The following is a 24811-nucleotide window of genomic DNA, read 5'->3' on the forward strand; positions in this document are numbered from 1 at the left end:
GTCCTTATGATAGTCTTTAACTAATTTTTTAACACTTTTATGAACAATTAGTAGCGAGAACGTTTTCGAATATAGTAGGACCAGACAATTGATCTCATTTTATAGTAGTTTTTCTTTTGAGGTAAATGGTGTCGTTGCTTAAGAAGTTTTGGCAAATGTGCATAAAAACAGAAATGCGCTTTTATAATTGCGATTGTATGAGATGGTTTGAAACTTAATAAAAATTTTAATCCGGCAATACCATCGAGAATTAACCTAATAAAAATTATTCCGAAGACAAAGCCATGTGCATTTTTGGTGAGGGTGAATAAACTATTTCTGAAATTTAAATAGGTTTTTTTGGGGTTAATTGCATTTAGAGTAGCGCCACCAACATGATACACTTTTGAGCCTCCAATATATTTTGTTAGATAGCCAGCATTATAAGCTCTCCAGCATAAATCAATCTCTTCGAAATGAGCAAAGTAGGAATCATCAAAACCATTGAGATTTTCAAATGTTGATTTCCGTATAAAGAAACAGGCACCAGATGCCCAAAAAATTGGTGTATTATCATCGTATTGACCTTTGTCTTTCTCGATAGTATCAAATATTCGACCTCTACAAAAAGGGTAGGCATATTTGTCAATATAACCGCCTGCAGCTCCTGCGTATTCAAAATTAGACTTGTTTTTGAAATCTAGTATTTTAGGTTGAACAATACTTGTTTTGTCATTGGTACTAAATTCTGTAATAATAGGGGTGAGCCATTCTTTTGTAACTTCAACATCACTATTTAATAAACAGTATATGTCGGCTTCAACAGATTTAAGTGCATCATTATAGCCTTTTGCATATCCGCAATTAGTATCATTTTGAATGATTTGGATTTGAGGAAATTGTTCTCTTAAAAAAGTGATTGAATTATCCGTTGACGCGTTATCGGCAACATAAATGTCGGCATCTTTAGAATGTTCGACTACAGAAGGAAGAAATTGTTCTAATAATTTCTTTCCATTCCAATTTAATATGACAATTGCTAATTTCATTTGTAACTAGGGATGTCTTTCAAAAAATCATAACGTTCCTTCTCGAAATCCATCACGCAATAATAGTGATTAATTCCGTTAGTGACCATTAAGTAGCTTGCATTTAAAGCTAAATTGTAACGCGCTATTTGATCGAAGGTTGTTTGGTTAATTTTAATTTTGTGAGATTTACATTCAACAATAAGATGTATAGTGCCATCTGGATTAAAAATGACAATATCATAACGTTTGCTTAATCCATTAACCTTTAGTTCTTTCTCAACATTAATTAATGATTTTGGGTATTTTTTTACTTGAATTAAATATTGAATACAATGTTGACGTACCCATTCTTCAGGTTGTAAGACAATGAATTTTTTGCGAATTTCATCAAAAATAGAAACTTTATTTTCGTTATTTTTGAAACGGAATTTATACTTCGGAAAATTTAATTCTTGCATAACTGCAATCTAGAATTTTTCCAAAGGTAACCTTCAAAACTCAAATACCAAATCGGAAATCTATTTTTTAGAATTTGGCATATTAAAACTTGAAATAAACTCAATTTGGACGAGGTAAAACAATTAGTCGCAGATATAAAAAATGGAAATATAAAGCCTATTTATTTTTTAATGGGTGAAGAGCCATATTATATTGATGCTATTTCTAACTATATTGAATCTCATGTACTTGCTGAAGAAGAAAAAGGTTTTAATCAAATGGTGTTATATGGTCGTGATGTAGCAATTGATGATGTCGTTGGAAATGCCAAACGCTATCCTATGATGTCTGAAAGACAAGTGGTTATCGTAAAAGAAGCCCAGGACTTATCACGTACGATTGAGAAATTATCGGCTTATGCTGAAAACCCGCAGCCTACAACCGTCTTAGTGGTGAATTACAAGTATAAAAAAATAGATAAGCGGAAGGCTTTATATAAGGCGATTAAGAAAACTGGTGTCGTATTTGAAAGTAAGAAACTATATGAAAATCAAGTGTCTGATTGGATTCGTCGAGTATTATCTGGCCAAAAATATACGATTTCACCAAAAGCAGCTCAAATGCTTGTTGAGTTTTTAGGAACCGACTTGAGTAAAATTAATAATGAGTTAGATAAGCTAAAAATTGTGTTACCCGAAGGCACTCAAATTTCGGCAGAACATATTGAAGAGAATATAGGTATTAGTAAAGACTATAATAATTTTGAGTTGCGAAAAGCTATAGGTGAACGCGATACTGTAAAAGCATTTAAAATCATTAATTATTTTGCTGATAATCCAAAGGACAATCCAATGGTTGTAACGGTGTCATTGTTATTTAGTTTCTTTTCTCAGTTACTACATTTTCATGGGTTGCATGATAAAAATCCTAGAAATGTGGCATCTGCACTAAAGATAAATCCTTATTTTGTTAATGAATATATGGCAGCGGCTCGTAATTTTCCAATGCGAAAAGTGAGTCAAGTAGTAGCCACGCTTCGTGAATTTGACGTTAAAGGAAAAGGTGTGAATTCTAATGCTGTGCCTCAAGGCGATTTATTGAAAGAGTTGTTAGTGAAGATATTTAATTAAGTCTATATATGAAAAGTCTAAGTCTAGTTTGTGTATTGCTTGTCAATTATTTCTTATTTCTTTAAAAACTTTGAGGTTCTCATTTTTACCATCAATATGATAGGTTATAGAGTTTTTGAAAATAGTTGTAATTCCACCTACGGCTGCGCCAGTGCCACCAAATAATAGTGTTCCTAAGCCAGAGTAACCTTCATAAAATGATTCTTCACCTGAGCTTGATGCAAAAACAATAGCTAGACCAGAACCTACTGCTGCACCAGTAAGTATATTATGACCGTTAGAACGTTTAGTTTTTATTTTTCCAATACTACTAACAGGAATATTTGTAATCTTCTTATTACGTCTTAATTGAAGCAAAGTGTCTGAAATAGAGACTACACGACCCTTATGTGTTTTTTTATAATCTAAATTATATACTCTAACAAATGGTTCATATTTGTCTGGTTTCTCCTGACAATACATATTGGTAAAAAACAGTAGACTAGCAATTAATACTATTCGTTTCATATTTGTATAGTTGGTTAACGGATAGTAAGTTACAATAAAATAAAATTGAAGTATTTTCTTACTATGTCTATACGTAGCGTAAATTTTAAGATGCAGTTAATTATGCTATGACTCTAGCTTGTATGTAGTTAGGTGTTTAGTTATAACTTCTTTTAATTGGTCATAACTCGTTTGTATAAGCCAATGTCCAGAATCTAGTTCCAGAAACCGATACTCATGCTTCATGTATTTATGACAGTTACTAACAGAATGTGAACCAATGGCGACATCTTTATTACCCCAAATAAATAATGTAGGTACGTGAATATCACCAAGTATTTGTTGGTGTTTAGTACTTTTTAATAATGGATAATTACTTCGATAGTAGTTAATGGCAGCCGTTAACTGCTTCTTATTTCTAAATACCGTTAAATAATCTGCAATTTCTTCTGGGGAGCTATGTTTCCATAGAATTCTAAACAATCTAAAGTCATTTTTTCTAATCTTTAACTCTGGTAAAAAAGGGATTTGAAAGCGCCTTACATACGCACTCATTTTATGCTGCTCTTCGTTAGTCATCATAGCTTCTCCAAAAGCTTGTATGTGCGGAACAGAAATCGCTGTCCAAGATAGGATACTTTCTTTATAGTCATGTGCAATTTTCCAGCCAATTACGGCTCCCCAATCATGACCAACCAAATGAAATTTTGATTCATCAAAATGCTTAGATAGCGCTATGACATCTGAGACAAGTTTGTCTAGGCTATAGTTGTGTTTTCCTTTTGGACATGCACCTGGACTGTAACCTCTTAAATTAGGAGCTACACAGTAGTATCCAAGTTCTGAGATAGACGCCATTAAGTTAATCCACATATAAGAGGTTTCGGGGAAACCATGTAGGAAGATTACGAGCTCATTATCTTTGTTACCAGCCACTCTACAATCAAATTGTAGGCTGCCATTGCTTACTTTAACGGTGTCTTGCATAACCTAAACTATTATTGTTTGAATTTTACGAGTCTCTTAATTGTTCTAATTCCTCATTGAAATCGTACTGTAAATCTTCATGTAGCTTCACTAGTTTTTTTGCTATCGCATCCATATTACGCTCATAAATGTTTGTAAGTGTTGTATTGCGCTTAATAGATGGAGACATGGATTTAAGTTTTTTGCAAAAGTAGAGGAGAAGCTCTACTTCGGTTTCTTTATTCAAGGAATAACGGATATATTTTTTAGTGTGTCTCAAAATTTTGCGTACACTTTTTTTAATATAGAAATTGCTATTGGTATTGATGTCCTCAAATTGTTCGTCTATCTCTTCCTTAACGGTTTCAATATATCCAGCTTCACTATCGGCTTCAAATAGCAAATAAGTGAGCAATTCTTTATTCTCTTTTTTAAAACGCGATAAACGTAAGCATAACTCAGCTAACTCTTCATTAGATTTATGCTTGAGTTCTTTTCTAATTGTAACGACAGAAACGGCTTTCAAATGTTATAATGTTTTCTTATAGTTCGTTTTACACTAAATAGTCTTAATACTCCAATCAAAAGAAGTATTAGAGATAAAATGATAAGGATAATTCCATAAGATTTTAAATCTGAGAAAAACTCTAATTTTAAAATCGTTACTCCTGTTCCTAGAATAACCAAAAAGGTTCTAAAATAAGCTAAAAAAGTACGTTCGTTAGCAAGTTTAGTGCGTTCTATTGCTAACCAGTCTCTCGTGATAAGTGTGTTTTCTGTATCCATTATTTTTTTATTCCATCTACTGAAAGTTTACCAGCTCCAGCTAAAAAGATAACAATATATGCTATTAAGTATAGTATGGCTTTTTCTTTTGTAGCTAAATCATCTGGAGCATGAACGATAAATGCAGCTACTAACATAGTCATCGCAGCCGGAATGACTGCCCATTTGGTTTTAAATCCAATAATTAAAAGAATTGGAGCTACAACTTCACCTATAATACATAAAATAAGAGACACCATAGCTCCGATTCCAAGTGGGTCAGGGAAATTTGCAGCATCTGATAGCATGCTGATTTTAGGAATGCCATGTGTAAGCATGAGTCCGCCAAATCCAAGTCGTAAAATAAGTAAAGCTAAATCTATAAATTTTTTTTTCATCAGATAGTCTATTTGGTTAGTGTCCTTTTAAAAGATTGACACTTACTGTAGCCAATTCGTTATTAGGAAATTTAGAAAAATAATTAGGGTCGGGATGTAAACCTGCTTCTTTCGCTATAGCGTTGAAAACATCGACCTCTAAAATATATTGATCGCTGTAGCCATGAGTTGCATCGTATGCTGTAACTGCTGTTTCTCCCATGTGGTTTGCAACTAGACTTGGATTAACGGTGTGTAACTCAATCATTAGTAATCCAAAGCGTTCTACATAGGGTTTCCATTTACTTAAGTGTTCTAGGAGTGAATCTTCAACCTCGTTATTATTGAGTCTTTTTCCCAGAGAAACATAAGCACCTGAAGAACTACTTAACCTGTTTGTTCTCTTATTTGGTGCTTCCCAAATACGATTGTGGTCTAGAAAAGTTCTTACGTTAAGCAAGTCTCTCAATTCAATATTATAATCGTCTTTTAAATCTTTAGCCAGTAGTTCTGGTCGTCCTATATCACCCCAAATCACTTTAGCCCAAATATCAGCTTTAATTAAATTGGCTCTAGTGACTTTTAAAGCGGCCTGATTAAAATCGGCACCAACCAATAATAGAGGATGTTCATCTAATAGCTTTCCACGTGCCGTTTGGTATTCAATAACATCAAATATATGCTGAATAAATGCGCCATTGCCACAACCCATATCTAAAATACCTTTGGGCTGCTCGTCTATTGGTTTATTAAATAATTTAATAATGACTTCGTCAATTACCTTGAAATAGGTGGAATGTGCGCCACCACTTCCCCAAACATTCATTTCTCGATGTACATGTTTTTCGGTATCATCAGATGATGTTGTTTTTAAGATATTTGCATTCCCGAAAATTAACTCATCCAAGTGGATAAAGGTTGGTAAATATGATACAGTTACACCATAAGCACTAGCGCGTTTAGCAAAAAATAAACCTTCGTCTGTGAATTGGTATGTGTTTTTCTTTTTTTTAAACCACCCCAAATGTGCAAAAAAATCAAGTATTTTTTTAAAACTTTCAGGATCTTTGTGGTATTCTTCTGCTGTGAAGGAGGCTTCCATAAAATATTTATGAAACAAACCATTAACTCCAAGTAAAACAATAATAGGTGCAGCAATAACGCCTTCTATATGTTTTATAATTTGATGTGCAATTGAGTTTTCATCTGAAACATCTATACCAAAGTTTATTTTGAAATTATTGAAAATACGTTCTAAGGCAATAAATGCATCTGAGCTTATCATTTTGTCTTGAGCAAAACGATCTGAATAGCTAAGCAAATTAACGGCTTCTTCATATAAATGAACCAATTCAAATGCAGTTGCGCTTTTGTCATTTGTGAGGTAACTAATAGTATTAGTTTTATTTTCTATTTCTTGAGTAACCCAGCCTTGCGATGCCATTACATGAAGTGCAACATTAAGATAGCCATTATTAGCTTTAAATTTTTCTGAAAGAGAATCTACATTAACATTTTTATGTTGTAGCAAATAATCTAACACTCCTTTTTTATGAAGAGCATATGCAGATGTGGCTGTTGCAATACCATCAAGATGCCTAAAAATGGTACTTCTTAGTTTGACTTTGTCGTCTTTAGAAAGCATATTTGTTTGAGTTTCTATAAATATAAAAAACCTTATTAATATATAGCAAAAGGTCTATTATAAATATATGATACGCGAAGTGAGCTTTAATCGTTACTTAGTGTAAATCAATATAGAATATAGCAGTTTTTGACAATTCAAAATTGAATGTATTTACCTTAATTTCGGGTAATCTGAAGGATTTACTTCATTCATGACGTCATAAACAGCCTCAAAAATATCTTCAGACGAGGGCTTCGAGAAATAATCTCCATCAGTACCATATGCTGGACGATGAGCTTTTGCCGTTAAGGTTTTTGGTTGACTATCTAAATACTGAAATGCGTTTTGAATATTTAGTATTTCATTGAGTATGTATGCAGAAGCACCTCCCGGAACATCTTCATCAATAACCATTACACGATTAGTTTTTTCAACACTCTTTACAATGTCATGGTTGATATCAAACGGGAGTAGTGACTGTACATCGATAACTTCAGCATCAATACCTACAACAAGTAGTTCTTTAGCAACTTGTTCGACCATTCTTAATGTAGAACCATAAGATACTAATGTTATATCACTTCCTTCTTTGATCGTTTCGACAACACCAATTGGAGTCTTAAATTCGCCAATATTACTTGGCATTTTTTCTTTTAAACGGTAGCCATTAAGACATTCTATAATTAATGCAGGTTCATCGGTTTCTAATAAAGTGTTATAAAAACCTGCTGCTTTAGTCATATTTCTAGGAACTAAAACACGAATACCTCTTACTAAATTAATTATAGCTCCTAATTGAGAGCCTGAATGCCAAATACCTTCTAATCTATGACCACGTGTTCTTACAATTAATGGTGCTTTTTGCTTCCCTTTAGTCCTGTATTGTAGCGTTGCCAAATCATCACTCATAATTTGTAGTGCATACAGGATATAATCTAGGTATTGAATTTCAGCTATTGGTCGTAAACCTCTCATAGCCATTCCTATGCCTTGACCTAAGATGGTAGCCTCTCTAATTCCTGCATCGGCGACTCTTAATTCACCATATTTTTCTTGTAAGCCTTCCAAACCTTGATTTACATCTCCAATGTTTCCAGAATCTTCACCAAAAATGAGTGCTTCTGGATAATTGTTAAATATGAAATCAAAATTATCTCTCAAGATAAGTCTTGCATCTACCAATTGTGAATCGTTATTATATGTTGGTTTTACTTCTGAAGCATGTAAAACAGACTGTTTAGATTGGCTATATAAATGAGAACTATATTCAGGTTGAACTTTAGAAATATAATTTGTAATCCATTGTTGTAAGGCTACTTTTTCATTTGATGTTTCACCTACTATATAACGTAAGGTTTTTCTACTTGCAGAAAGAACATCCTTTCTACAAGGTTCATCAATCTCTTTTAAATCGTTTAAAATTTTATCGATAAAAGCTTTATTTGAGCTTACTTCTGCGGCTTTAGAAATTAAGTCTATCGCTTGATATTGCTCTTGTAAAATAGGCTTTAAGTAAGCAGTCCAAGCTGCTTTTTTTCCTTCTCTTACGGTTTTCTTGATCGATCTGTCTAATTGATCTAATTCCTCTTCAGTTGCAATGTTATTGCTAATCATCCATAGGCGCATTTGAGCAATACAGTCGTATTCTGCTTCCCATGCTAAACGCTCTTTACTTTTATAACGTTCGTGTGATCCTGAAGTAGAGTGTCCTTGCGGTTGTGTTAATTCAACGACATGAATCATTACTGGTACATGTTCTTCACGAGCAATTTTTTCGGCTCTTTGGTAAGTATCTACCAATGTCGAATAGTCCCAACCATTTACTTTTAAAATTTCGTAACCTTTGTTATTTTCATCTCTCTGAAACCCTTTTAAAATTTCAGAAATATTTTCTTTTGTTGTTTGGTGCTTTGCATGTACTGAAATACCATACTCATCATCCCAAATGCTAATTACCATTGGTACTTGTAATACTCCGGCGGCATTAATAGTTTCAAAAAACAAGCCTTCACTTGTACTAGCATTTCCTATTGTTCCCCAGGCAATTTCATTTCCATCTATAGAAAATTTTGTAGTATCAATATCATTGACATGACGATAAATTTTTGAGGCTTGAGCCAAACCTAATAATCTAGGCATTTGACCAGCAGTTGGAGAAATATCTGCACTAGAGTTACGTTGCTGTGTTAAGTTTTTCCAGTCTCCATTGTCGTCAAGACTATGAGTTCCAAAATGACCTCCCATTTGACGTCCAGCACTCATTGGATCAGCTTCTAAAGATGTATGCGCATATAATCCCGCAAAAAATTGTTGGATATTGAGTTCATCAATAGCCATCATCAATGTTTGATCACGATAATAACCTGAACGAAAATCGCCATTTCTGAATACTTTGGCCCAAGCGAGTTGAGGTACTTCTTTGCCGTCACCAAAAATTCCAAATTTTGCCTTACCAGTGAGTACTTCTCTACGACCGAGTAGACTACACTCTCTACTGGTAACAGCAGTCTTGTAATCATTAAGAACTTCATTTTTGAAGTCTGTAAAAGTCATCTTATTAGTAACCTTGGTTTCTGTTGGCATAGCTGTGAATTATATGCTGCAAAATTAGCTAATTTTTACCGCATTTGCAACCTTGAGCATTGTTATAATATTGCGAATATGTTAATAAAAGAATGATTTTTTAAGAAAATCATTAAAAAAGCACAAAAAAAGGCTTTTTCGTTAAGAATCTGTTAATACCATTTTCTTCTAAATAGCCCAAGTAATACTTGTGGGTCAACAGTAAATTTTATCCTTATTTTTTGATCATAGTTAGGTTGACCAATTTCCCAACCTAGATTGGAGTATATAGGGAAATATAATTCAAAATAGTCGGTTACTAGATCGACTTTAATTCCAGAGTCATAGACAAATATTGGGTCAAAACCTTTGTTTTTAACAAAGCCGACATCTCCATAAGCTTCTATATATTTCCAAATTGTAGTACTTACATTGGCCGTTGTCATCCATTGGTTTGCAAAAGGTGTTTCTAAACGGGATTTAAAACCGCCTTCAGCTATGATAATTTGTTGACTAAAGATTCCTGAATCCTCAGAACGTCCTAAATAATTATAGTCAAACAAGTAGTCTGTTGGTCTGTCTAATGCAAAACTAAAGTAGTCAGAATTTGTATTAGTTTTGTTATATAAAAAGGTTCCTGCAAATAGTCTGAGATTGAATTGTCTATTGTTTTCAGATAACTTTCTATATTCATAATTTACGGCAACTTTTCCGAAGTTACTGGCAAACTGCACGTCATAAAACCATCTATAAAAGTCAACCAATCCTGGATTGGTGTTAATGTATCTCAAGTTGATTACACTGTAATCGGGTTCATCTAAATCTTCAATAATTGCATTTTCACCAACATCTCGAGAAATTCCAACATATCTTAAATTTAGAAAACGGCGTTGATTTGATCTAAAATTGTCATTATTCCTAAATGAAAACGATAGGCTAGGAGTTAATATGGTTACGAATGAATCTTCTGCGAAAGAATTATATTTAGCATTAACACCATATGTAATATTAAATAAGTCCATTCCGTCTAAATAATGTGTATAAAACACACTACTGCTACCAGTTAGAGATTTAGATTTTGTAGCATATACTGGAGAAAATCGATAGTTTAGGCGTTTTCTTAGTACAGATTTATTGTAGAATTTTGCACCAAGTGTTAGTCCATCATAAATGTTTCTAAATTCTGCTTGAGGCATAATGAAGACTTGGTTATAATACGGATCCTCAATGTCTTTAAATAATCTGAATTGGAATGGTTTGTTTGTTAAAAAAGAGCCTTTTAGAGACTTGTAATTATCTCTCAAATTAAACTCTGGTAGTATATTGTCATAATTTAAAGCTAACTTGTTTAAAATGTCTTTGGGTATTGTTAAGCTTTTGTACTTGTCAATATTTTCAACCCAAGACTTTGATAAAATAGAATCATTATTCAATGTAAATAGAGACACTGGCATACTGTTCTCTCGTTTATTTTTAATAATAATTGTTACAGAATCTTCAGTCTTTTCTATACGCTTAATTTTAAAATCAATTTTCTTTCTTGAATCTACATAATCTGTAAAAAACCAATTGATATCTTTTTTTGTTTTTGATTTCAATAAACTCTCAAATTTATTTGAATTGGTAATCTTTATTTGATTGGTTTTTAAGTATTCAGAAATAGTATTTTCAAGAATGTCTGAGTTAACAAAATCATCAAGATAGCGAAGACCAATACCAGCTTTATATTTACCTGCTATATTAGAATTAAACTTAAGTAAAGAGTCTTTAGAAGTTGTAAGTGGTTGGTCTCTATTGGTTCTGGCCATTTGCATGTAGAACAAATTGAATTGGTCATTATAGCCTAAATCAGCAGCATGAAATGAGCGTACGCCCCATATATTTGCCAATTTCCCTAAAAGTTTAGTGTCTGGATAATAGAGTTCAACATATTTCATCAAGAAATAAATTTGTATGCCATCTCGTAACCAATAGTCTTTCCTTGGATTAATGAGCAAGGTGTTTTCTAGATAATTATTTAATGCTGTTTTTAAGAGTTTTAATTCGTATTGAAAATTATCTGGAAAGGGCAAAATGAAATCAGGCAATTGGTTTAATCCATATAAAGGATCCTTCTTATAATCATTTTTAGTAATTAACATACGTTCATGAGGATAATTCCCTAAATGTTCGGTAATAAATCGTGTGATTTTATCTGTGATTAATGCTTTCTCTTCTGAAAGAATGCCTTCACTTGATAAATCTGAATAAATCGTGAAATTATCGGTTTGAACAAATTTGAACTGTGAGAATTTTGTAATAATTAAATGGGTGTTTACTCGATTTTTTCCGTGTAAAAAGAACGTTTGTTTGTCTAGAGTTTGCTTTACATTTATGGTATTGAGTTCTGAAATTAATTGATAATTTAACGGTAATTCAATTTCAAAAATTAAATCGGCATTTGGAATGTATAAATCATCTAGATTCTTGTTACTGTAATAGTGCCATTGCCCATCATAAACGACAGGAGTAATGTACCAATATTTTAGATTGAAATCTTTCTCTGGACTAATCCCATAACCTGTAAAATTATCATCAGGTAAAATAACATCATAGGCGAGTTTTATGACATAAGATTCACCAGGAAGTATCGGTTTTTTCAATGTTACCTTAATAACATCAGGATGATTTTCTAATGTAGAAAATTCTAGTGAGTTTGTTTCCTGATCCTCAAGACTTGTAATGACAGTAAATCCACGTTGTTCACTTTTTGCAAAATGAAATTTATCATTAAACTCTTCGGTAAAGCGTTTTGCTAAAGGTGTTTTTTTTGTTGAATAGGCATTGTTCCAGTCATTTAAATAAATTTCGGTGAGTATATCGTTACTTTCATTTAAGTATTTAATACGCTGGTGTATTTTTATAGTTTTCGTTTCAGCATCTACAGAAGCTTTTAGGTCAATAGTATTTTGACCAAAAGACAAAAAGCTCCACAATAAAAAGAGAGTTAAACTTATAAATCGATTAAGCTTCAATGTGAGACGATGAATTTTAAGGGTTTAATTTGAAATTTAGAACTTGTAATATAATAGATACCGTTGGTAAATTGTGAGGTATCTATCTCTATTAACGAATTATTAACGTCGACAGTTTTAATAATTTGTCCTAAACTGTTGTATACAGATAATGACAATTGATTTTGTAAACCGGTTTTGATATTAATTTTTAATAGTTCATCTACAATATTTGTACCTAAGAACGATATGGCATTTTCTTTAACAATATCTTTAACATGAAGTGTCTGGTTGGTTTGAAGTTCAATAGTAACCGGAAGGTGATCACTAAAATCATGCAAGGCGTCTCTAATAGTAAATGAAAATTGAGATCCAGCACAATCATTTGAGTTTATCGATCGGTTAAAACAATTCACATTTTCATTATTTCCATACACGTCATAGCTGTTTGTAACATAAGATAACATTGGGTCTCCAGTCATTAGAGATGAAGATGCCATTATGAAATCGAAACGATCATCAAACCCGCCAGTAGATCCACCAAAACCTGTTTGTGTTCTTGTTGATTGCGTAAATACATCAATGTATGTAGGATTGGTATGCCAATTTCCTATACGATCTGCAGGGTCTTCAAATGTTATAGTGTTATCATTATCAGTATCAATAATCTCTTGGAATGCTGGTTCAGAACTAGAATACACATTAAAATCGCCAGCAAGAATAATATTGCTATCCTCAGGGAAGGGGTTAAGATAAGCAGTTAAATCTTGAACCATTTGTAAACGCAAGGCTTCATTATCAACACCACTTGAAGCTTTTAAATGACAAACGATGACATCTAAAACTACAGGATTTGAATCTTGATTTATCGTATTTAATTTAAGTTTATAGTGATTGAAATCTCTAAAAATTGAGGTTATAATGGTTTGACTTTCAAGACTAAATTTCGAGCTGTCATAATAAATTAAATTTTGCAAATCATTTTGATCACTCCCATTATCGTCCGACGAATTGGTCTGAAAGACTGCTCTTTGATAATTTGGGTTCAAAAATTGCATGACAGATAATATGGAGTTTGCTCCGTTTTCATTATTCAATTCACAAACCATAAAAAGATCTGGTCTGTAATCGTCTAAAACGAGTTGCAATCCATCTAAGCGGTTTGGAACAGCATCTTCTGAAGGAAAATTTAATAAATTGTAAAACATGAGTTTAAAGTTTTCCTGAGCGATCAATGTATGACACACTAATGTACAGGCAAAAACCAAAACATATAATTTCTTAATCATAGCGGTAATCTTGAAATTTTATTTTGATGTATGCGTTCTAGAAATTCGGACTTAGCCCATATTCTTTATAGAATTTATCTAGTATTGTTATGACTTCGTCTGATGTATCTACAACATGAATTAAGTCTAAATCTTTAGCACTTATATTATTATTGGCTTCTAATAAGGTTTGTTTTACCCAATCCATTAAACCACCCCAAAATTCACTTCCAACGAGAATGATTGGGAATTTTTCAATTTTATTCGTTTGAATTAAAGTAATAGCTTCAAAGAGTTCATCTAATGTTCCAAAACCTCCAGGCATCACTACAAAACCTTGAGAATATTTTACAAACATGACTTTTCTAACAAAGAAATAATCAAAATCTAAGCTTTTATCATTATCGATATAAGGATTGTCATGTTGTTCAAAAGGAAGTTCAATATTTAATCCAACAGAAGTTCCTCCAGCAATATGTGCTCCTTTATTACCAGCTTCCATAATTCCTGGACCACCTCCAGTGATTACACCATAACCATGTTCAACAATTTTAGAAGCAACTTCTTCTGCTAATTTATAATATTTATGGTCTGGTTTAGTACGTGCTGAACCAAATATAGATACACAAGGACCAATTTTACTAAGCTTTTCGTAACCGTTTACGAATTCACCCATGATTTTAAAAATTGCCCAAGAATCATTTGTTTTTATTTCATTCCAACCTTTATGGTTTTGTTCTTTTCTCATATATGCTTTAAATTAGTGTTTTGTCAACCTGCTAATTTAACTCTTTTTTCAAGAATTTAGCAGTGTAACTCTTTTTATCTTTTATAATTGTTTCAGGATCTCCTTTAGCAACAACTTGTCCGCCTCCTTGTCCGCCTTCATAGCCAATATCAATAATGTAGTCACACATTTTTATAACATCGAGATTGTGTTCAATAATTAAAACGGTATTTCCTTTGTCTACTAATTTATTTAAGACTAGCATTAAGACTCTTATATCTTCAAAATGTAAGCCAGTAGTAGGTTCGTCAAGTATATAGAAGGTATTCCCTGTATCCCGTTTACTTAATTCTGTAGCTAGTTTAATGCGTTGTGCCTCACCACCAGATAGTGTTGTGCTTTGTTGTCCTAGTGTGATGTAACCTAAACCTACATCTTTAATGGTTTTAAGTTTTTTATAAATTTTCGGAATGTGCTCAAAGAAATCAACAGCTTCGGAAATCGTCATATTTAAAACATCGCTTATCGATTTTCCTTTATATCGTATTTCTAAAGTTTCTCTATTGAAACGTTTCCCTTGGCAGGTTTCACATTCGACGTAGACATCTGGAAGAAAATTCATTTCAATTACGCGTAATCCTCCACCTTGACATGTTTCACAGCGTCCGCCTTTAACATTGAAACTAAAGCGGCCAGGTTTATAACCACGAATCATGGCTTCTGGAATTTTAGCAAATAAGCTTCTTATTTCACTGAATGTTCCAGTATAAGTTGCAGGATTACTTCGTGGTGTTCTTCCAATAGGAGACTGGTTGATGTCTATAACTTTATCACAATGTTCTAATCCCTTGATACTTTTATAAGGCATTGGTTTTTTTACACCATTAAAGTAATAAGCATTCATTATTGGGTACAAAGTTTCATTGATAAGGGTCGATTTTCCGCTTCCAGATACTCCAGTAATGCCAATCATTTTTCCTAATGGAAATTTTACCGATACGTTTTTTAAGTTATTACCATTACAACCTTTAAGTTCTATATGTTTGCCGTTACCCTTTCGACGTGTTTTAGGGACAGGAATCTCTCGTGTTCCATTGAGATAATCTGCAGTTAAGGTATTGTGTTTTAATAATTCTTCAGGGTTACCTGTGCTTATAATTTCTCCTCCGTATTTTCCTGCCTTTGGACCAATATCAATAACATAATCGGCACGCTCTATCATGTCTTTATCATGCTCAACAACAATCACAGAATTTCCAATATCGCGAAGCGAAACTAATGAGTTAATTAACTTTTCATTATCACGCTGATGTAATCCAATACTTGGTTCATCTAAAATATAAAGTACACCAACCAACTGCGAACCAATTTGCGTTGCTAACCTTATACGCTGAGCTTCACCTCCAGATAACGATTTTGAACTTCGATTTAGAGATAAATAATCCAATCCAACATCCAATAAAAATTGAAGTCTTGCTTTGATCTCCTTAATGATTTCCTCGGCTATTTTAAATTGTTTATCTGTGAGCTTTTCGTTAATCTGATCAAACCATTTTGCCAAATCTACGATGTCTTTGTGCGCTAATTCAGCAATGTTTAGCCCATTAACTTTAAAATATAAAGATTCTTTTCTTAGCCTCGAGCCTTCACAGGTAGGACATTTTATTTTGTCCATGTAATCTTTTGCCCATCGCTTTAATGACGTGGTTTCGGCATTTCTATATTGACTTTCAATAAAATTCGCAACACCTTCAAAGTCAATTTTATAATCTCTTGTTACTCCAAGTGTCTTGCTTTCAACTGAAAACTTATCATTTCCACCGTACAAAATCATTTGTTTAGCATCTTCAGGAATGCTCTCATAGGGATCGCTTAAATTAAAATTAAAACGTTGAGCAATTGTTTCAAACTGTTTGAATATCCAACTGTTTTTTTGTGGACCATGAGGTGCTAGAGCTCCAGATTTAATAGACAGTGTTTTATCTGGTATGATTTTGTTTTCATTTACCTGATATAAAGTACCAATCCCATTACAGTTTGAACATGCGCCTTTAGGAGAATTAAATGAAAAATTGTTAGGCTCAGGGTTAGGATATGAAATTCCAGAAGATGGACACATTAAATTTCGACTAAAATAACGAGTCTCATTGGTGTCATGATCTAAAACCATAAGTACATCGTTTCCATGATACATTGCAGTATTTATAGTTTCGGCAAGACGCTTATCGTTATCGTCTGTATCATCAATTTTTAAGCGATCAATTACAATTTCTATATCATGAGTTTTATAACGATCAAGTCGCATTCCTTTTATGAGATCACGAACTTCTCCATCAGTTCTAACTTTGACAAAGCCTTGTTTAGCAATTTGCTCAAAAAGCTCACGATAATGACCTTTTCGAGAACGAATGATAGGAGAGAGGATATTAATTTTCTTGCCTTTGTAGCTATCTTTAATAAGGTCTTTAATTTGCTCATCACTGTAACTTACCATTTTTTCGCCTGTGTTATAGCTATAGGCATCACTTGCACGAGCATACAACAAACGAAGGAAATCATAGATTTCTGTAATGGTACCAACCGTAGAACGAGGAGATTTACTTGTTGTTTTTTGCTCAATCGCAATAACTGGAGAAAGCCCATCAATCTTATCAACATCCGGACGTTCAAGTCCGCCTAAAAATTGTCGAGCATATGCTGAAAATGTTTCAATATAACGACGTTGACCTTCAGCATAAATAGTATCAAATGCTAAGGATGATTTTCCACTACCCGACAATCCTGTTATGACAACAAGTTGTTCTCTTGGTATGGTTACGTCAATATTTTTTAGGTTATGTACGCGGGCGCCTTTAACCTCTATCGCATCATCAAAATTGCTCATAAATGGTATAGAATTGCTGAATTAGATGGCAAAGTTGCAAAGGTACGATATTTAGTTGTTAAATAATTGTGAAGCTTAGGTGTGTTAAACAGGGTTTCAACAAAAAACATACTGAATTTTCAGAGCATTTATAGTTGTAGAACCAGTTTGTATGTTATTTAGAAACTGATAATTCTCCAGATTCGATAGCATTTGTGTAGTGTGCTTTGACTTCAGTTAGATAACCAAAAAACTTAGAATCATCTTGCTTTTTTAGAATCACATAAGTTGTTCCATCGCCTTTGGTTTTAATATTTGAAATAACAACTTTAGTTCCATATACACTATTGTAATTTGGAACTTTCCCCTTCTTAATTAACATATTTACCTTTGGGAATTTGATATGGTTAAAAGTTTGGGCATAGGGTTTGTTAATTTCTAAAACATCACCAACTTTTGGTTGATTTTGTCCATATGAAATGATACTGAACCCTAAAAAAAGGATTGTAAAAAAAAGTGTTTTCATAATAAAAAGTCTTTACAGTGAGACTATTACAAAATTATTCAGAAAATGTATTCGAAACAATTCTTTTGGTGATTTTTTAACTTCACAAAAAAGCATTAATTAAATCTAATGGATTGCGTAGCAGAAGTACAGCTATCATCTATATTTTGACGAGGATGATTTAAAAAAGATTTGGCTATACTAAAGAAGCATTGATTCATAGGGCAGTGCCCATCGTTAGGAAATACAACATGATTAGCATTTCTGAGAGATTTCGCTGCATTTTCAGCATTAGAAGGAGGTGTAATAGGATCCCAATCACCACTCACTAATAAGGTTGGGACATCTGAAGCTACTGCTTTCATTGTTTTGTTCTTGTTGTTTTGAGATGGCCATACTTTGATGACATCTGGATCTGATGTAAATAAGCTTATTCCAGACGATAAAGTAGCATGCTGTTGTCCATCATTTGCTAAACTCTTAGCGTTACCAAAAGTGCCTTCATCAATAGTCATAACCGACCAATACGCGGCCACATTGATAATTCCTAGACGACTTGCAAATGCTTGAATTGATTCAATAACAGCATTTGAGTCTTCATTCTTAAAGGCCATAATAAAGCTAGGTGCTTCACTAATTGTTCTGCGATCATATAGCATTTGTTGTATGAGTAATAAAAAGTCTTGTTTGTTAATTACAATGTTTTCATTGCCATTTGAGAAGGTTTTTGGCGCCTTGTCTAAAGCAGTACAGATAGTTTTGAACTCATCTCTTAAATTTGGATATTTTTTTGAGCAATTCTCATCATTATCGCAAGTATTGAAAAGTTTATTAAGAGAACGATTTAAGTTAGTGTAAATATTATCATAAAGCCTAATATTTGGTGGAAACAAACCTGATAAAATAGAAGTACGCACCTTACTTGGATAGAGCTCCATGTATTTTAGACCAAGTCGTGTACCATAAGATCCACCAAATAAATTGAGTTGCTTATAACCTAAATGTAACCTTAAGGCTTCAATATCTTTTGCACTTTCTGTAGACCCAAAAGCCGTTTTAAAATTAGAACTACTAAGAGTTTTAATACAATCTTTACTTATCTCTATAAGCGCTTCGTCTTCTTGATTTAAAGGTATGTCTGCAGACATGATATCTAAAAATTTACTACTTAATCCAGGGCAAATTTCATTAGAAAACCCCATTCCACGCTGATCATACATGATAAAATCACGATCACTATCTAAAGATAGATTTTTAAATACATTGGCCAATGGTAGTACACTTCCACCTGGACCACCTTGTAAAAAAATAACAGGGTCTTCTTTTCGGTTAGCCGATTTAGATGCAATGACGAGATAGGCAATTTGAGTATTGCCATTTGATTTTTTTCCCCAATTGTTAGGCACATCAACATAACCACAGCGATCATGTTGTATACTAATTTGACCTTTAAAAACGCAGCTATGATCTTCTTGTGATTGACAGCTTAAACAAATAAAAAGAAATAAAGAAAAGTATATCTGCTGGCGCATAATAATATGTTTTAGTTTATACATACAAATTAGAAAAAAATACTTTAGCCTAAATTCAATTAACAAAAATATAAGAGCTACAATTCCAATATTATCTCTATTTTAGTTTTATAAATTAAAGTAATTAATCATGAATATATTAGGAATAGGATCAAGAATTAATCATAATGAATACGGAAAAGGTGTTGTGACCAATGTCACTTCAAAACACTATTGGGTTACTTTTATGGATAACGGATTAGAAACCATTGATATTGATAGTGAATTTGAAGTTATTGAAGCATGTGAAGACGAAGTGGACACAGTAAGTTTTGCTGAAGTTGAAAGTAGTTTAGTACATATTTTAAAACGTTGGAGTGATGTTACTGAAGTTGTGCCTATTGCAGAGAAGTGGAAAGGCGGTAAGCTCATTATGGAACCAGGAGATACTAACCTTCAAGGTAAAGAGTTACCTATTGATAGTTTTTTTCATAAGATTACTATGGTAAGAGATCGACTGAGAGTGATGGAACAAAAAATCAATTCGAGCAAGAATCTTGATGAACAAGAGAAAATTGATTTGCAGCAATATATCACACGAAGTTATGGTAGTTTGACAACGTTTAATGTCTTGTTTAAGTTAAAATCACAGCAGTTCGTGGGGCAGAAATCTAAATAGGTGGTCTACTGAAGTATGCTTTTTTGATTAATATAATGTAGACTATCAATGGGATTATTAAACATATAATTACTGAAGATGAAGTATAATTGCTTCCTACGGCATTAAAACTTCTGAGGAATTCAGCTGACTTGTCAAATAACTTATTAGAGAATTTTGAAAAATCATTAATGGTTATAACAGATATAAATATTATTAAGGTAAAGCTTAATTTGAATATATGTTTACCTCTAATTTTATCAATTAAAAACATCCAAGAAAAAGGAATAAGGACGAACCATATAATGATGTTGGTTTCCTTATAGCTAAAACCTGAAATTCTAGATAAATTCATAAGAACTTTATAAGTGAAATCAAAAATATCTTTCATTATTTAAGTTATGGGTTCATATATTTTGTCAGGTCTTTGATGTTAAATGATTTACTAGCAAAACTTAAATTTAAGCAAGCATTGGTGACAGGATATTGCTTGAAAAATCTTATCGTGTTATCTTCATTAAACTCTATAGCATAGTCATCAATTATTGCTTCTTTAAAAGGTATCGATTTTAAGCATTCTTTTAATTCTGGAATACTAAAATCTTTGACATACTGTTCTTTAAACGTTTTATTAAGCAGTAGTTCTAGTTCATTTAAATTTGAAGTAAAGAGATCTGAATTATTTGACGGTTGGTTGTCCATAAATAGAGTGTAATTCCAAGAGGTTCTCCCTTGATAGTCAGGATCGCTTATAGAAACCGATTTATAGTTTCTGAATTTACATGATTTGATATAAATATCATCTAACTGTTCATCGGTAGATCCATCGTTATTTGGATTTGGAGTTCTTTCAGTTGTACATGATACAGATAAAGTTTTTGTTCTAATATCATCAATCTCCAGTCCAAGAAATAGCAATTTATGAAAGGTTGGTAATTGTGCTCCAGTATTGGTAGTTGTCCAATTGTTCCAAGTAGCTTCTAGTCCGTTAATAGGTAATATATCTACCCACATTTGAAAGCTTGTCGGTTTTCCGTTAGAGTCAAAATGCCATAAATAAGAATCTCCAGGTGTAGAACCGCCAGAGTTGTACGTTACCAATAAGGCCTCTTTATTATCTTTAGTAATGACGAGTCTGCGTTCAACTCCAGAATCAAAAACTTTATAAGGAGCTACTAACCAGAAAGTATCATTATTAAATAATTTGATAGCTTTTTTAATTAAATCTAATTTGAGTTTCTCATTGTCTACAATTTCTAAGTTGTAGGCATATGCTTTATGGTTTGAAGCATCATTGAAATCCAGATTCACAATATAATCTTGCCATATTACCATGCAAGTATTTTTAGCTTTATCCCATTTGTAATGATGTCTTTTTTTAAATGTGAATTCTATATAATCTGTGGTTTTATAAGCCTCATAATCTAAAACGTCTAGCATGCTATAAGCTAATTGATCTGCAGTTTGACCTTGTTGCCCTGTTGGTAATTCTTCATTGTATTTAAAATACATATAGGCAAAGAACAGAAGAGAGAGTAAGGTGAAAAAGATAATCACACCTCCAATAATTTTAAGGATTTTTTTAGGTTTTGGCATTGATTTTTTTTCAAAGGTATAGAACTCTTATCTTAAATGACGTGAGACTTTATAATTGACAACAAATAATTGCATTCCAGTATCTACTATATTAGCTTTAACTTAATGCCTTCAGCTAGAGACAATGCCGCGTCTTTTTTATGTCTAAACCATAATTCGGGTTCAATGAGTTCTAATTCAGAAAGCGCAATAGCACCATTGTTATCTTCAAAAATATCAACCCTAGCATAAATAGGTAATTCTGGGCATGCTTTTACTGAGGTTTCGGCAAAAGTTATTTCTTGTTCAGAAGCCATGTAATCTTCGATAGTGCCTCCAAAATCATCCTGAACTCTAAAATCACCTGCTTTTGCTTTTTTCAAAATAGCATGAGAAAAATTGCCATTAAAGACCATCATAGATACTTCACCTTTACTCACTATATTATTTTGAAAGGGTTGCAATATCATAGCCTCATTAGAAATTAATTCTTGAAAGATAGCTTCATGGCTCTCTAAATTCTCAGGATTTAATTTATATGTATGTCTTGCGGCTCCAGAAACACAAGGTTTTAAAACAGTATTTTTCCAGTTGAGAATATCATGCAATTGAGCTAAACTAACTTTGGCATTTTTTTTTATGAAATGACTCTCAGCAATATGGATACCATTTTTTTGAAGGTCTAATAGATAATGTTTGTCAATATTCCAACGAATTATAGCTTCAGAATTGATTAATGTTGTTTGTTTGGAGACCTTTTCTAACCATTTTGAAAACTCTTCAAAACGATCAAAATAATCCCATGTACTCCGAAAGAGTATGGTTTTAGTTGTTGACCAATCAAAAAACATATCATCCCATGCTAAACGTAAGGTTTTGAGTCCAACTTGTTCTAGAGCATGATATACTAAACGATCTTCATAGTAAACATTATGTTTATATATGTCTGTTTTAGAATCGCTTAAATAGCGATGGTCTGTTAAGATTACGATGTCATATAATGTATTCATACCTAAATTTTAAAAACCAACTGCTGTATCATCTCCTCTGAAATCGGCTCCTCCTTCCAAAGTTCCATCATCTAAAACGAGAATGGCATCTACTTTTCCAATGACTGGGGTTCGTTCTTCGTTAATAGTATATCCTTTATTTATGAGTTGCTCTAGGAGTAATGAATTAAAACGTTCGGGCTCCATTCTAATTTCTTCAGGTAACCATTGATGGTGAAAACGAGGAGCATCAACTGCCTCTTGCATAGTCATATTAAATTCGTGAACATTTAAAATAGTTTGCAATACTGAAGTAATGATAGTAGAACCTCCAGGGGTACCTACGACCATATATAGTTTGTCATTTTTTTCTACGATAGTTGGTGTCATTGCACTTAACATTCGTTTTTGTGGGGCAATGGCATTGGCTTTTCCACCAATAAGTCCATATACATTGGGAACACCAGGTTTGCTGCTAAAATCGTCCATTTCATTATTTAAGAAAAAGCCCAATTCATCAATATAAAGCTTAGAACCATAAGCGCCATTAAGCGTTGTAGTCACTGAGACCGCATTTCCAAATTGATCTACTATGGAGTAGTGTGTGGTTTCTTCATGTTCTTGAAATTGAAATGATTCAGAAATTTCCATTGAATAATCTGGAAGATGTCCATAGGAAATAGAATCTGATGGTGTGGCATTGTCGAATGAAAATTTTGACATTCGGTTTTTAAGATAGTTGTCATCTAACAATTCTTGTATTGGAATATTCACAAAATCTGGATCACCTAAATAATAACTACGATCAGCATAAGCTTGTTTTTCAGCTTCAACAATTATTTGTATGGCTTTCAAGGAATTGTGTTCATATTGACTCAAATCATAAGGCTCTAACATTTTCATTATCTGAGCTAAGCAAAGTCCTCCTGAAGAAGGAGGAGACATTGAAATGATAATTAAATCATCATATTGGAACCGTATAGGATCTCTCCATTGCGCTTTATATAATGCCAAATCTTCCATGGTAATAATACCGCCACGCTCTTTTAGATATTCAACTAATAATTGTCCGGTTTGACCTTTGTAAAACTCGTCACGACCATGCATTGCAATTCGTTTTAAAGTTTCTGCTAACGCCATGTTTTTAAACATACTATTTGTTGCTACGTCTTTATTGACTAATACCTGTTTTTTATTAACAGCAGTTATAATGCTATCATATTTACCAAAGCGTTTATGTTGCTTTTCTGTAACAGTAAAACCATTTTCTGCTAATTTAATAACTGGTTCTAGTAGGGTTTCTATTGGTAAACTGCCAAATCTTTGATGTGCAGTGAAAATTCCAGCTATTGTACCTGGGACACCTACTGCTTGAGCACCAACAGTACTCTTGTCTTTGATAACATTTCCAAGGGAATCTAAATACATGTCTTTGGTGGCAGCTAAAGGTGCTTTTTCACGATAATCGAGTGCACCAGTTTCACCATCATTGAGACGGTAAATCATAAATCCACCACCACCAAGGTTTCCAGCATAAGGATAAATAACAGCGAGAGCCATTTCTGTTGCAAACATAGCGTCAAAAGCATTGCCTCCTTGTTCTAAAATATCACTTCCAATTCTTGAAGCTTCCTGTCTTGCAGAAACGACCATGGCGTTTGAAGTAGTAACACCTCGTTTTGTAATAGTATCTTTTTTGCAAGCAATAAAGGCTAAGCCAATAGCTAAAATTAGGATTTTAGTTTTCATTCTCTAGTTGGATTTCTATGTCTTGTAAGGAGCGTTGAGTAAAAGCAATTAAATCTTCAAAAAATGCGGTGAATTCTGTTTCAAACTCAGTATAAAATGCTTTGAGTTCTGTAGTAGCTGTATGCATTCCTGATTTGTTTTGGGTTCTACGATTCATGCCATTTAATACCTTTTGAATACCCTCAATTTCAGCGTAACTTAGCAACCAATTCTCGGCAATCATATGTGGCATCATTTTTTGTATTCTTGGAGGGAGTATTTCAAAATTATTTCGAATTAAATCATAAAAATTTTCAATAAAATCTTCTAATGTTGTTTTAGAATAACGTGCCCAGTTTTTTGCTAGAAAATGATCATATAATATGTCAACAATAACACCACTATAATGACCATAATTTTTATGCAAACGTTTAGTGCTTTGTCTTACAATTGGATGTGCGTCTGTAAAGGTGTCGATGTGGCGATGTAAAAGAATTCCTTTTTGAATATCAATGGGGAATTTTTTATACCGTTTACCTCTTATTCCATCAGCAATAAAGTTTCCGATAGTTATTTGATCGTCGTCAAATGATAGGTAAATATGGGCAAGAAAATTCATTTAATAAATATATG

General features: G+C 32.9%; 22 protein-coding genes. 2 read left to right on the forward strand and 20 right to left on the reverse strand.

Translation table 11 applies throughout. The features are described from left to right. Nucleotides 1–47 precede the first annotated feature (47 nt). Together ACTU6T_RS12880 and ACTU6T_RS12885 are read right to left on the reverse strand one after the other, a co-directional pair. Nucleotides 48–1028 carry a glycosyltransferase family 2 protein gene (locus tag ACTU6T_RS12880; RefSeq protein WP_460218601.1) on the reverse strand — a complete coding sequence of 327 codons (981 nt, stop codon included), beginning with the start codon at nt 1026–1028 and terminating at the stop codon, nt 48–50. Further along, nucleotides 1025–1468 (reverse strand): type I restriction enzyme HsdR N-terminal domain-containing protein, encoded by a 444-nt coding sequence (locus tag ACTU6T_RS12885; RefSeq protein WP_460218602.1) that lies wholly within the window; start codon nt 1466–1468, stop codon nt 1025–1027. Before ACTU6T_RS12885 ends, ACTU6T_RS12880 begins: the two co-directional genes overlap by 4 nt. A gap of 105 nt (nt 1469–1573) precedes the next feature. Between ACTU6T_RS12885 and holA the strand changes: the two genes are divergently transcribed. After that, nucleotides 1574–2578, forward strand: coding sequence for a DNA polymerase III subunit delta (gene holA, locus ACTU6T_RS12890; RefSeq protein WP_460218603.1), 1005 nt, complete (start codon nt 1574–1576; stop codon nt 2576–2578). A 42-nt stretch (nt 2579–2620) separates the two neighbouring features. On the opposite strand, the gene ACTU6T_RS12895 is transcribed toward holA, so the two are convergent. The 13 genes from ACTU6T_RS12895 to ACTU6T_RS12955 form a co-directional block, all read right to left on the reverse strand. Further along, nucleotides 2621–3085, reverse strand: coding sequence for a hypothetical protein (locus ACTU6T_RS12895; protein WP_460218604.1), 465 nt, complete (start codon nt 3083–3085; stop codon nt 2621–2623). A 105-nt stretch (nt 3086–3190) separates the two neighbouring features. Next, complete coding sequence (locus ACTU6T_RS12900; RefSeq protein WP_460218605.1) at nt 3191–4051, reverse strand: alpha/beta hydrolase; 861 nt, start codon at nt 4049–4051, stop codon at nt 3191–3193. Between the two features lie 25 nt (nt 4052–4076). Continuing rightward, nucleotides 4077–4556 carry a hypothetical protein gene (locus ACTU6T_RS12905; protein ID WP_460218606.1) on the reverse strand — a complete coding sequence of 160 codons (480 nt, stop codon included), beginning with the start codon at nt 4554–4556 and terminating at the stop codon, nt 4077–4079. Beyond that, the gene (locus ACTU6T_RS12910; RefSeq protein WP_460218607.1) at nt 4553–4816 is read right to left on the reverse strand and encodes a DUF202 domain-containing protein; all 264 of its coding nucleotides are present in this window, start codon (nt 4814–4816) and stop codon (nt 4553–4555) included. Before ACTU6T_RS12910 ends, ACTU6T_RS12905 begins: the two co-directional genes overlap by 4 nt. Next, nucleotides 4816–5193, reverse strand: coding sequence for a DoxX family protein (locus ACTU6T_RS12915; protein ID WP_460218608.1), 378 nt, complete (start codon nt 5191–5193; stop codon nt 4816–4818). Before ACTU6T_RS12915 ends, ACTU6T_RS12910 begins: the two co-directional genes overlap by 1 nt. A 16-nt stretch (nt 5194–5209) precedes the next feature. Next, nucleotides 5210–6817 (reverse strand): class I SAM-dependent methyltransferase, encoded by a 1608-nt coding sequence (locus ACTU6T_RS12920; RefSeq protein ID WP_460218609.1) that lies wholly within the window; start codon nt 6815–6817, stop codon nt 5210–5212. Nucleotides 6818–6970: 153 nt separating this feature from the next. Continuing rightward, on the reverse strand, nt 6971–9382 hold the full coding sequence (locus tag ACTU6T_RS12925) for an alpha-ketoacid dehydrogenase subunit alpha/beta (RefSeq protein WP_460218610.1): 2412 nt from the start codon (nt 9380–9382) through the stop codon (nt 6971–6973). 152 nt (nt 9383–9534) lie between these two features. Continuing rightward, nucleotides 9535–12375: a gluzincin family metallopeptidase gene (locus tag ACTU6T_RS12930; protein ID WP_460218611.1), complete on the reverse strand. Its 2841-nt coding sequence runs from the start codon at nt 12373–12375 to the stop codon at nt 9535–9537. Then, nucleotides 12372–13643, reverse strand: a complete 1272-nt coding sequence (locus tag ACTU6T_RS12935) for an endonuclease/exonuclease/phosphatase family protein (RefSeq protein ID WP_460218612.1) — start codon at nt 13641–13643, stop codon at nt 12372–12374. Before ACTU6T_RS12935 ends, ACTU6T_RS12930 begins: the two co-directional genes overlap by 4 nt. A gap of 37 nt (nt 13644–13680) precedes the next feature. After that, complete coding sequence (locus ACTU6T_RS12940) at nt 13681–14370, reverse strand: LOG family protein (RefSeq protein WP_460218613.1); 690 nt, start codon at nt 14368–14370, stop codon at nt 13681–13683. Between the two features lie 31 nt (nt 14371–14401). Then, nucleotides 14402–17233: an excinuclease ABC subunit UvrA gene (gene uvrA, locus ACTU6T_RS12945; protein WP_460218614.1), complete on the reverse strand. Its 2832-nt coding sequence runs from the start codon at nt 17231–17233 to the stop codon at nt 14402–14404. A gap of 154 nt (nt 17234–17387) precedes the next feature. Next, complete coding sequence (locus ACTU6T_RS12950) at nt 17388–17738, reverse strand: hypothetical protein (RefSeq protein ID WP_460218615.1); 351 nt, start codon at nt 17736–17738, stop codon at nt 17388–17390. A gap of 95 nt (nt 17739–17833) precedes the next feature. Further along, nucleotides 17834–19249 carry an alpha/beta fold hydrolase gene (locus ACTU6T_RS12955; RefSeq protein ID WP_460218616.1) on the reverse strand — a complete coding sequence of 472 codons (1416 nt, stop codon included), beginning with the start codon at nt 19247–19249 and terminating at the stop codon, nt 17834–17836. A 130-nt stretch (nt 19250–19379) separates the two neighbouring features. Between ACTU6T_RS12955 and ACTU6T_RS12960 the strand changes: the two genes are divergently transcribed. Continuing rightward, complete coding sequence (locus ACTU6T_RS12960; protein ID WP_460218617.1) at nt 19380–19907, forward strand: hypothetical protein; 528 nt, start codon at nt 19380–19382, stop codon at nt 19905–19907. Here ACTU6T_RS12960 and ACTU6T_RS12965 read toward each other — a convergent pair. From ACTU6T_RS12965 to ACTU6T_RS12985, 5 genes are all read right to left on the reverse strand, one after another. Further along, nucleotides 19900–20277, reverse strand: a complete 378-nt coding sequence (locus tag ACTU6T_RS12965; protein ID WP_460218618.1) for a hypothetical protein — start codon at nt 20275–20277, stop codon at nt 19900–19902. The genes ACTU6T_RS12960 and ACTU6T_RS12965 overlap by 8 nt on opposite strands. A gap of 8 nt (nt 20278–20285) precedes the next feature. Continuing rightward, nucleotides 20286–21482 carry a hypothetical protein gene (locus ACTU6T_RS12970; RefSeq protein ID WP_460218619.1) on the reverse strand — a complete coding sequence of 399 codons (1197 nt, stop codon included), beginning with the start codon at nt 21480–21482 and terminating at the stop codon, nt 20286–20288. Nucleotides 21483–21568: 86 nt separating this feature from the next. Further along, the gene (locus tag ACTU6T_RS12975) at nt 21569–22471 is read right to left on the reverse strand and encodes an ATP-grasp domain-containing protein (RefSeq protein WP_460218620.1); all 903 of its coding nucleotides are present in this window, start codon (nt 22469–22471) and stop codon (nt 21569–21571) included. A gap of 9 nt (nt 22472–22480) precedes the next feature. Then, nucleotides 22481–24199 (reverse strand): gamma-glutamyltransferase, encoded by a 1719-nt coding sequence (gene ggt / locus ACTU6T_RS12980; protein ID WP_460218621.1) that lies wholly within the window; start codon nt 24197–24199, stop codon nt 22481–22483. Continuing rightward, nucleotides 24189–24797, reverse strand: a complete 609-nt coding sequence (locus ACTU6T_RS12985) for an acyl carrier protein phosphodiesterase (RefSeq protein ID WP_460218622.1) — start codon at nt 24795–24797, stop codon at nt 24189–24191. The genes ggt and ACTU6T_RS12985 overlap by 11 nt, the downstream gene beginning before the upstream one ends. Between the last annotated feature and the right edge of the window lie 14 nt (nt 24798–24811).

It is taken from the genome of Psychroserpens citreus, assembly GCF_055686305.1.

Bases quoted from the DNA above. Each gene is read 5' to 3' on its own strand.
- ACTU6T_RS12880 (WP_460218601.1), bottom strand. From the start codon at position 1,028: ATGAAATTAGCAATTGTCATATTAAATTGGAATGGAAAGAAATTATTA.
- ACTU6T_RS12885 (WP_460218602.1), bottom strand. From the start codon at position 1,468: ATGCAAGAATTAAATTTTCCGAAGTATAAATTCCGTTTCAAAAATAAC.
- ACTU6T_RS12895 (WP_460218604.1), bottom strand. From the start codon at position 3,085: ATGAAACGAATAGTATTAATTGCTAGTCTACTGTTTTTTACCAATATG.
- ACTU6T_RS12900 (WP_460218605.1), bottom strand. From the start codon at position 4,051: ATGCAAGACACCGTTAAAGTAAGCAATGGCAGCCTACAATTTGATTGT.
- ACTU6T_RS12910 (WP_460218607.1), bottom strand. From the start codon at position 4,816: ATGGATACAGAAAACACACTTATCACGAGAGACTGGTTAGCAATAGAA.
- ACTU6T_RS12915 (WP_460218608.1), bottom strand. From the start codon at position 5,193: ATGAAAAAAAAATTTATAGATTTAGCTTTACTTATTTTACGACTTGGA.
- ACTU6T_RS12920 (WP_460218609.1), bottom strand. From the start codon at position 6,817: ATGCTTTCTAAAGACGACAAAGTCAAACTAAGAAGTACCATTTTTAGG.
- ACTU6T_RS12925 (WP_460218610.1), bottom strand. From the start codon at position 9,382: ATGCCAACAGAAACCAAGGTTACTAATAAGATGACTTTTACAGACTTC.
- ACTU6T_RS12935 (WP_460218612.1), bottom strand. From the start codon at position 13,643: ATGATTAAGAAATTATATGTTTTGGTTTTTGCCTGTACATTAGTGTGT.
- ACTU6T_RS12940 (WP_460218613.1), bottom strand. From the start codon at position 14,370: ATGAGAAAAGAACAAAACCATAAAGGTTGGAATGAAATAAAAACAAAT.
- uvrA (WP_460218614.1), bottom strand. From the start codon at position 17,233: ATGAGCAATTTTGATGATGCGATAGAGGTTAAAGGCGCCCGCGTACAT.
- ACTU6T_RS12950 (WP_460218615.1), bottom strand. From the start codon at position 17,738: ATGAAAACACTTTTTTTTACAATCCTTTTTTTAGGGTTCAGTATCATT.
- ACTU6T_RS12955 (WP_460218616.1), bottom strand. From the start codon at position 19,249: ATGCGCCAGCAGATATACTTTTCTTTATTTCTTTTTATTTGTTTAAGC.
- ACTU6T_RS12960 (WP_460218617.1), top strand. From the start codon at position 19,380: ATGAATATATTAGGAATAGGATCAAGAATTAATCATAATGAATACGGA.
- ACTU6T_RS12965 (WP_460218618.1), bottom strand. From the start codon at position 20,277: ATGAAAGATATTTTTGATTTCACTTATAAAGTTCTTATGAATTTATCT.
- ACTU6T_RS12970 (WP_460218619.1), bottom strand. From the start codon at position 21,482: ATGCCAAAACCTAAAAAAATCCTTAAAATTATTGGAGGTGTGATTATC.
- ACTU6T_RS12975 (WP_460218620.1), bottom strand. From the start codon at position 22,471: ATGAATACATTATATGACATCGTAATCTTAACAGACCATCGCTATTTA.
- ggt (WP_460218621.1), bottom strand. From the start codon at position 24,199: ATGAAAACTAAAATCCTAATTTTAGCTATTGGCTTAGCCTTTATTGCT.
- ACTU6T_RS12985 (WP_460218622.1), bottom strand. From the start codon at position 24,797: ATGAATTTTCTTGCCCATATTTACCTATCATTTGACGACGATCAAATA.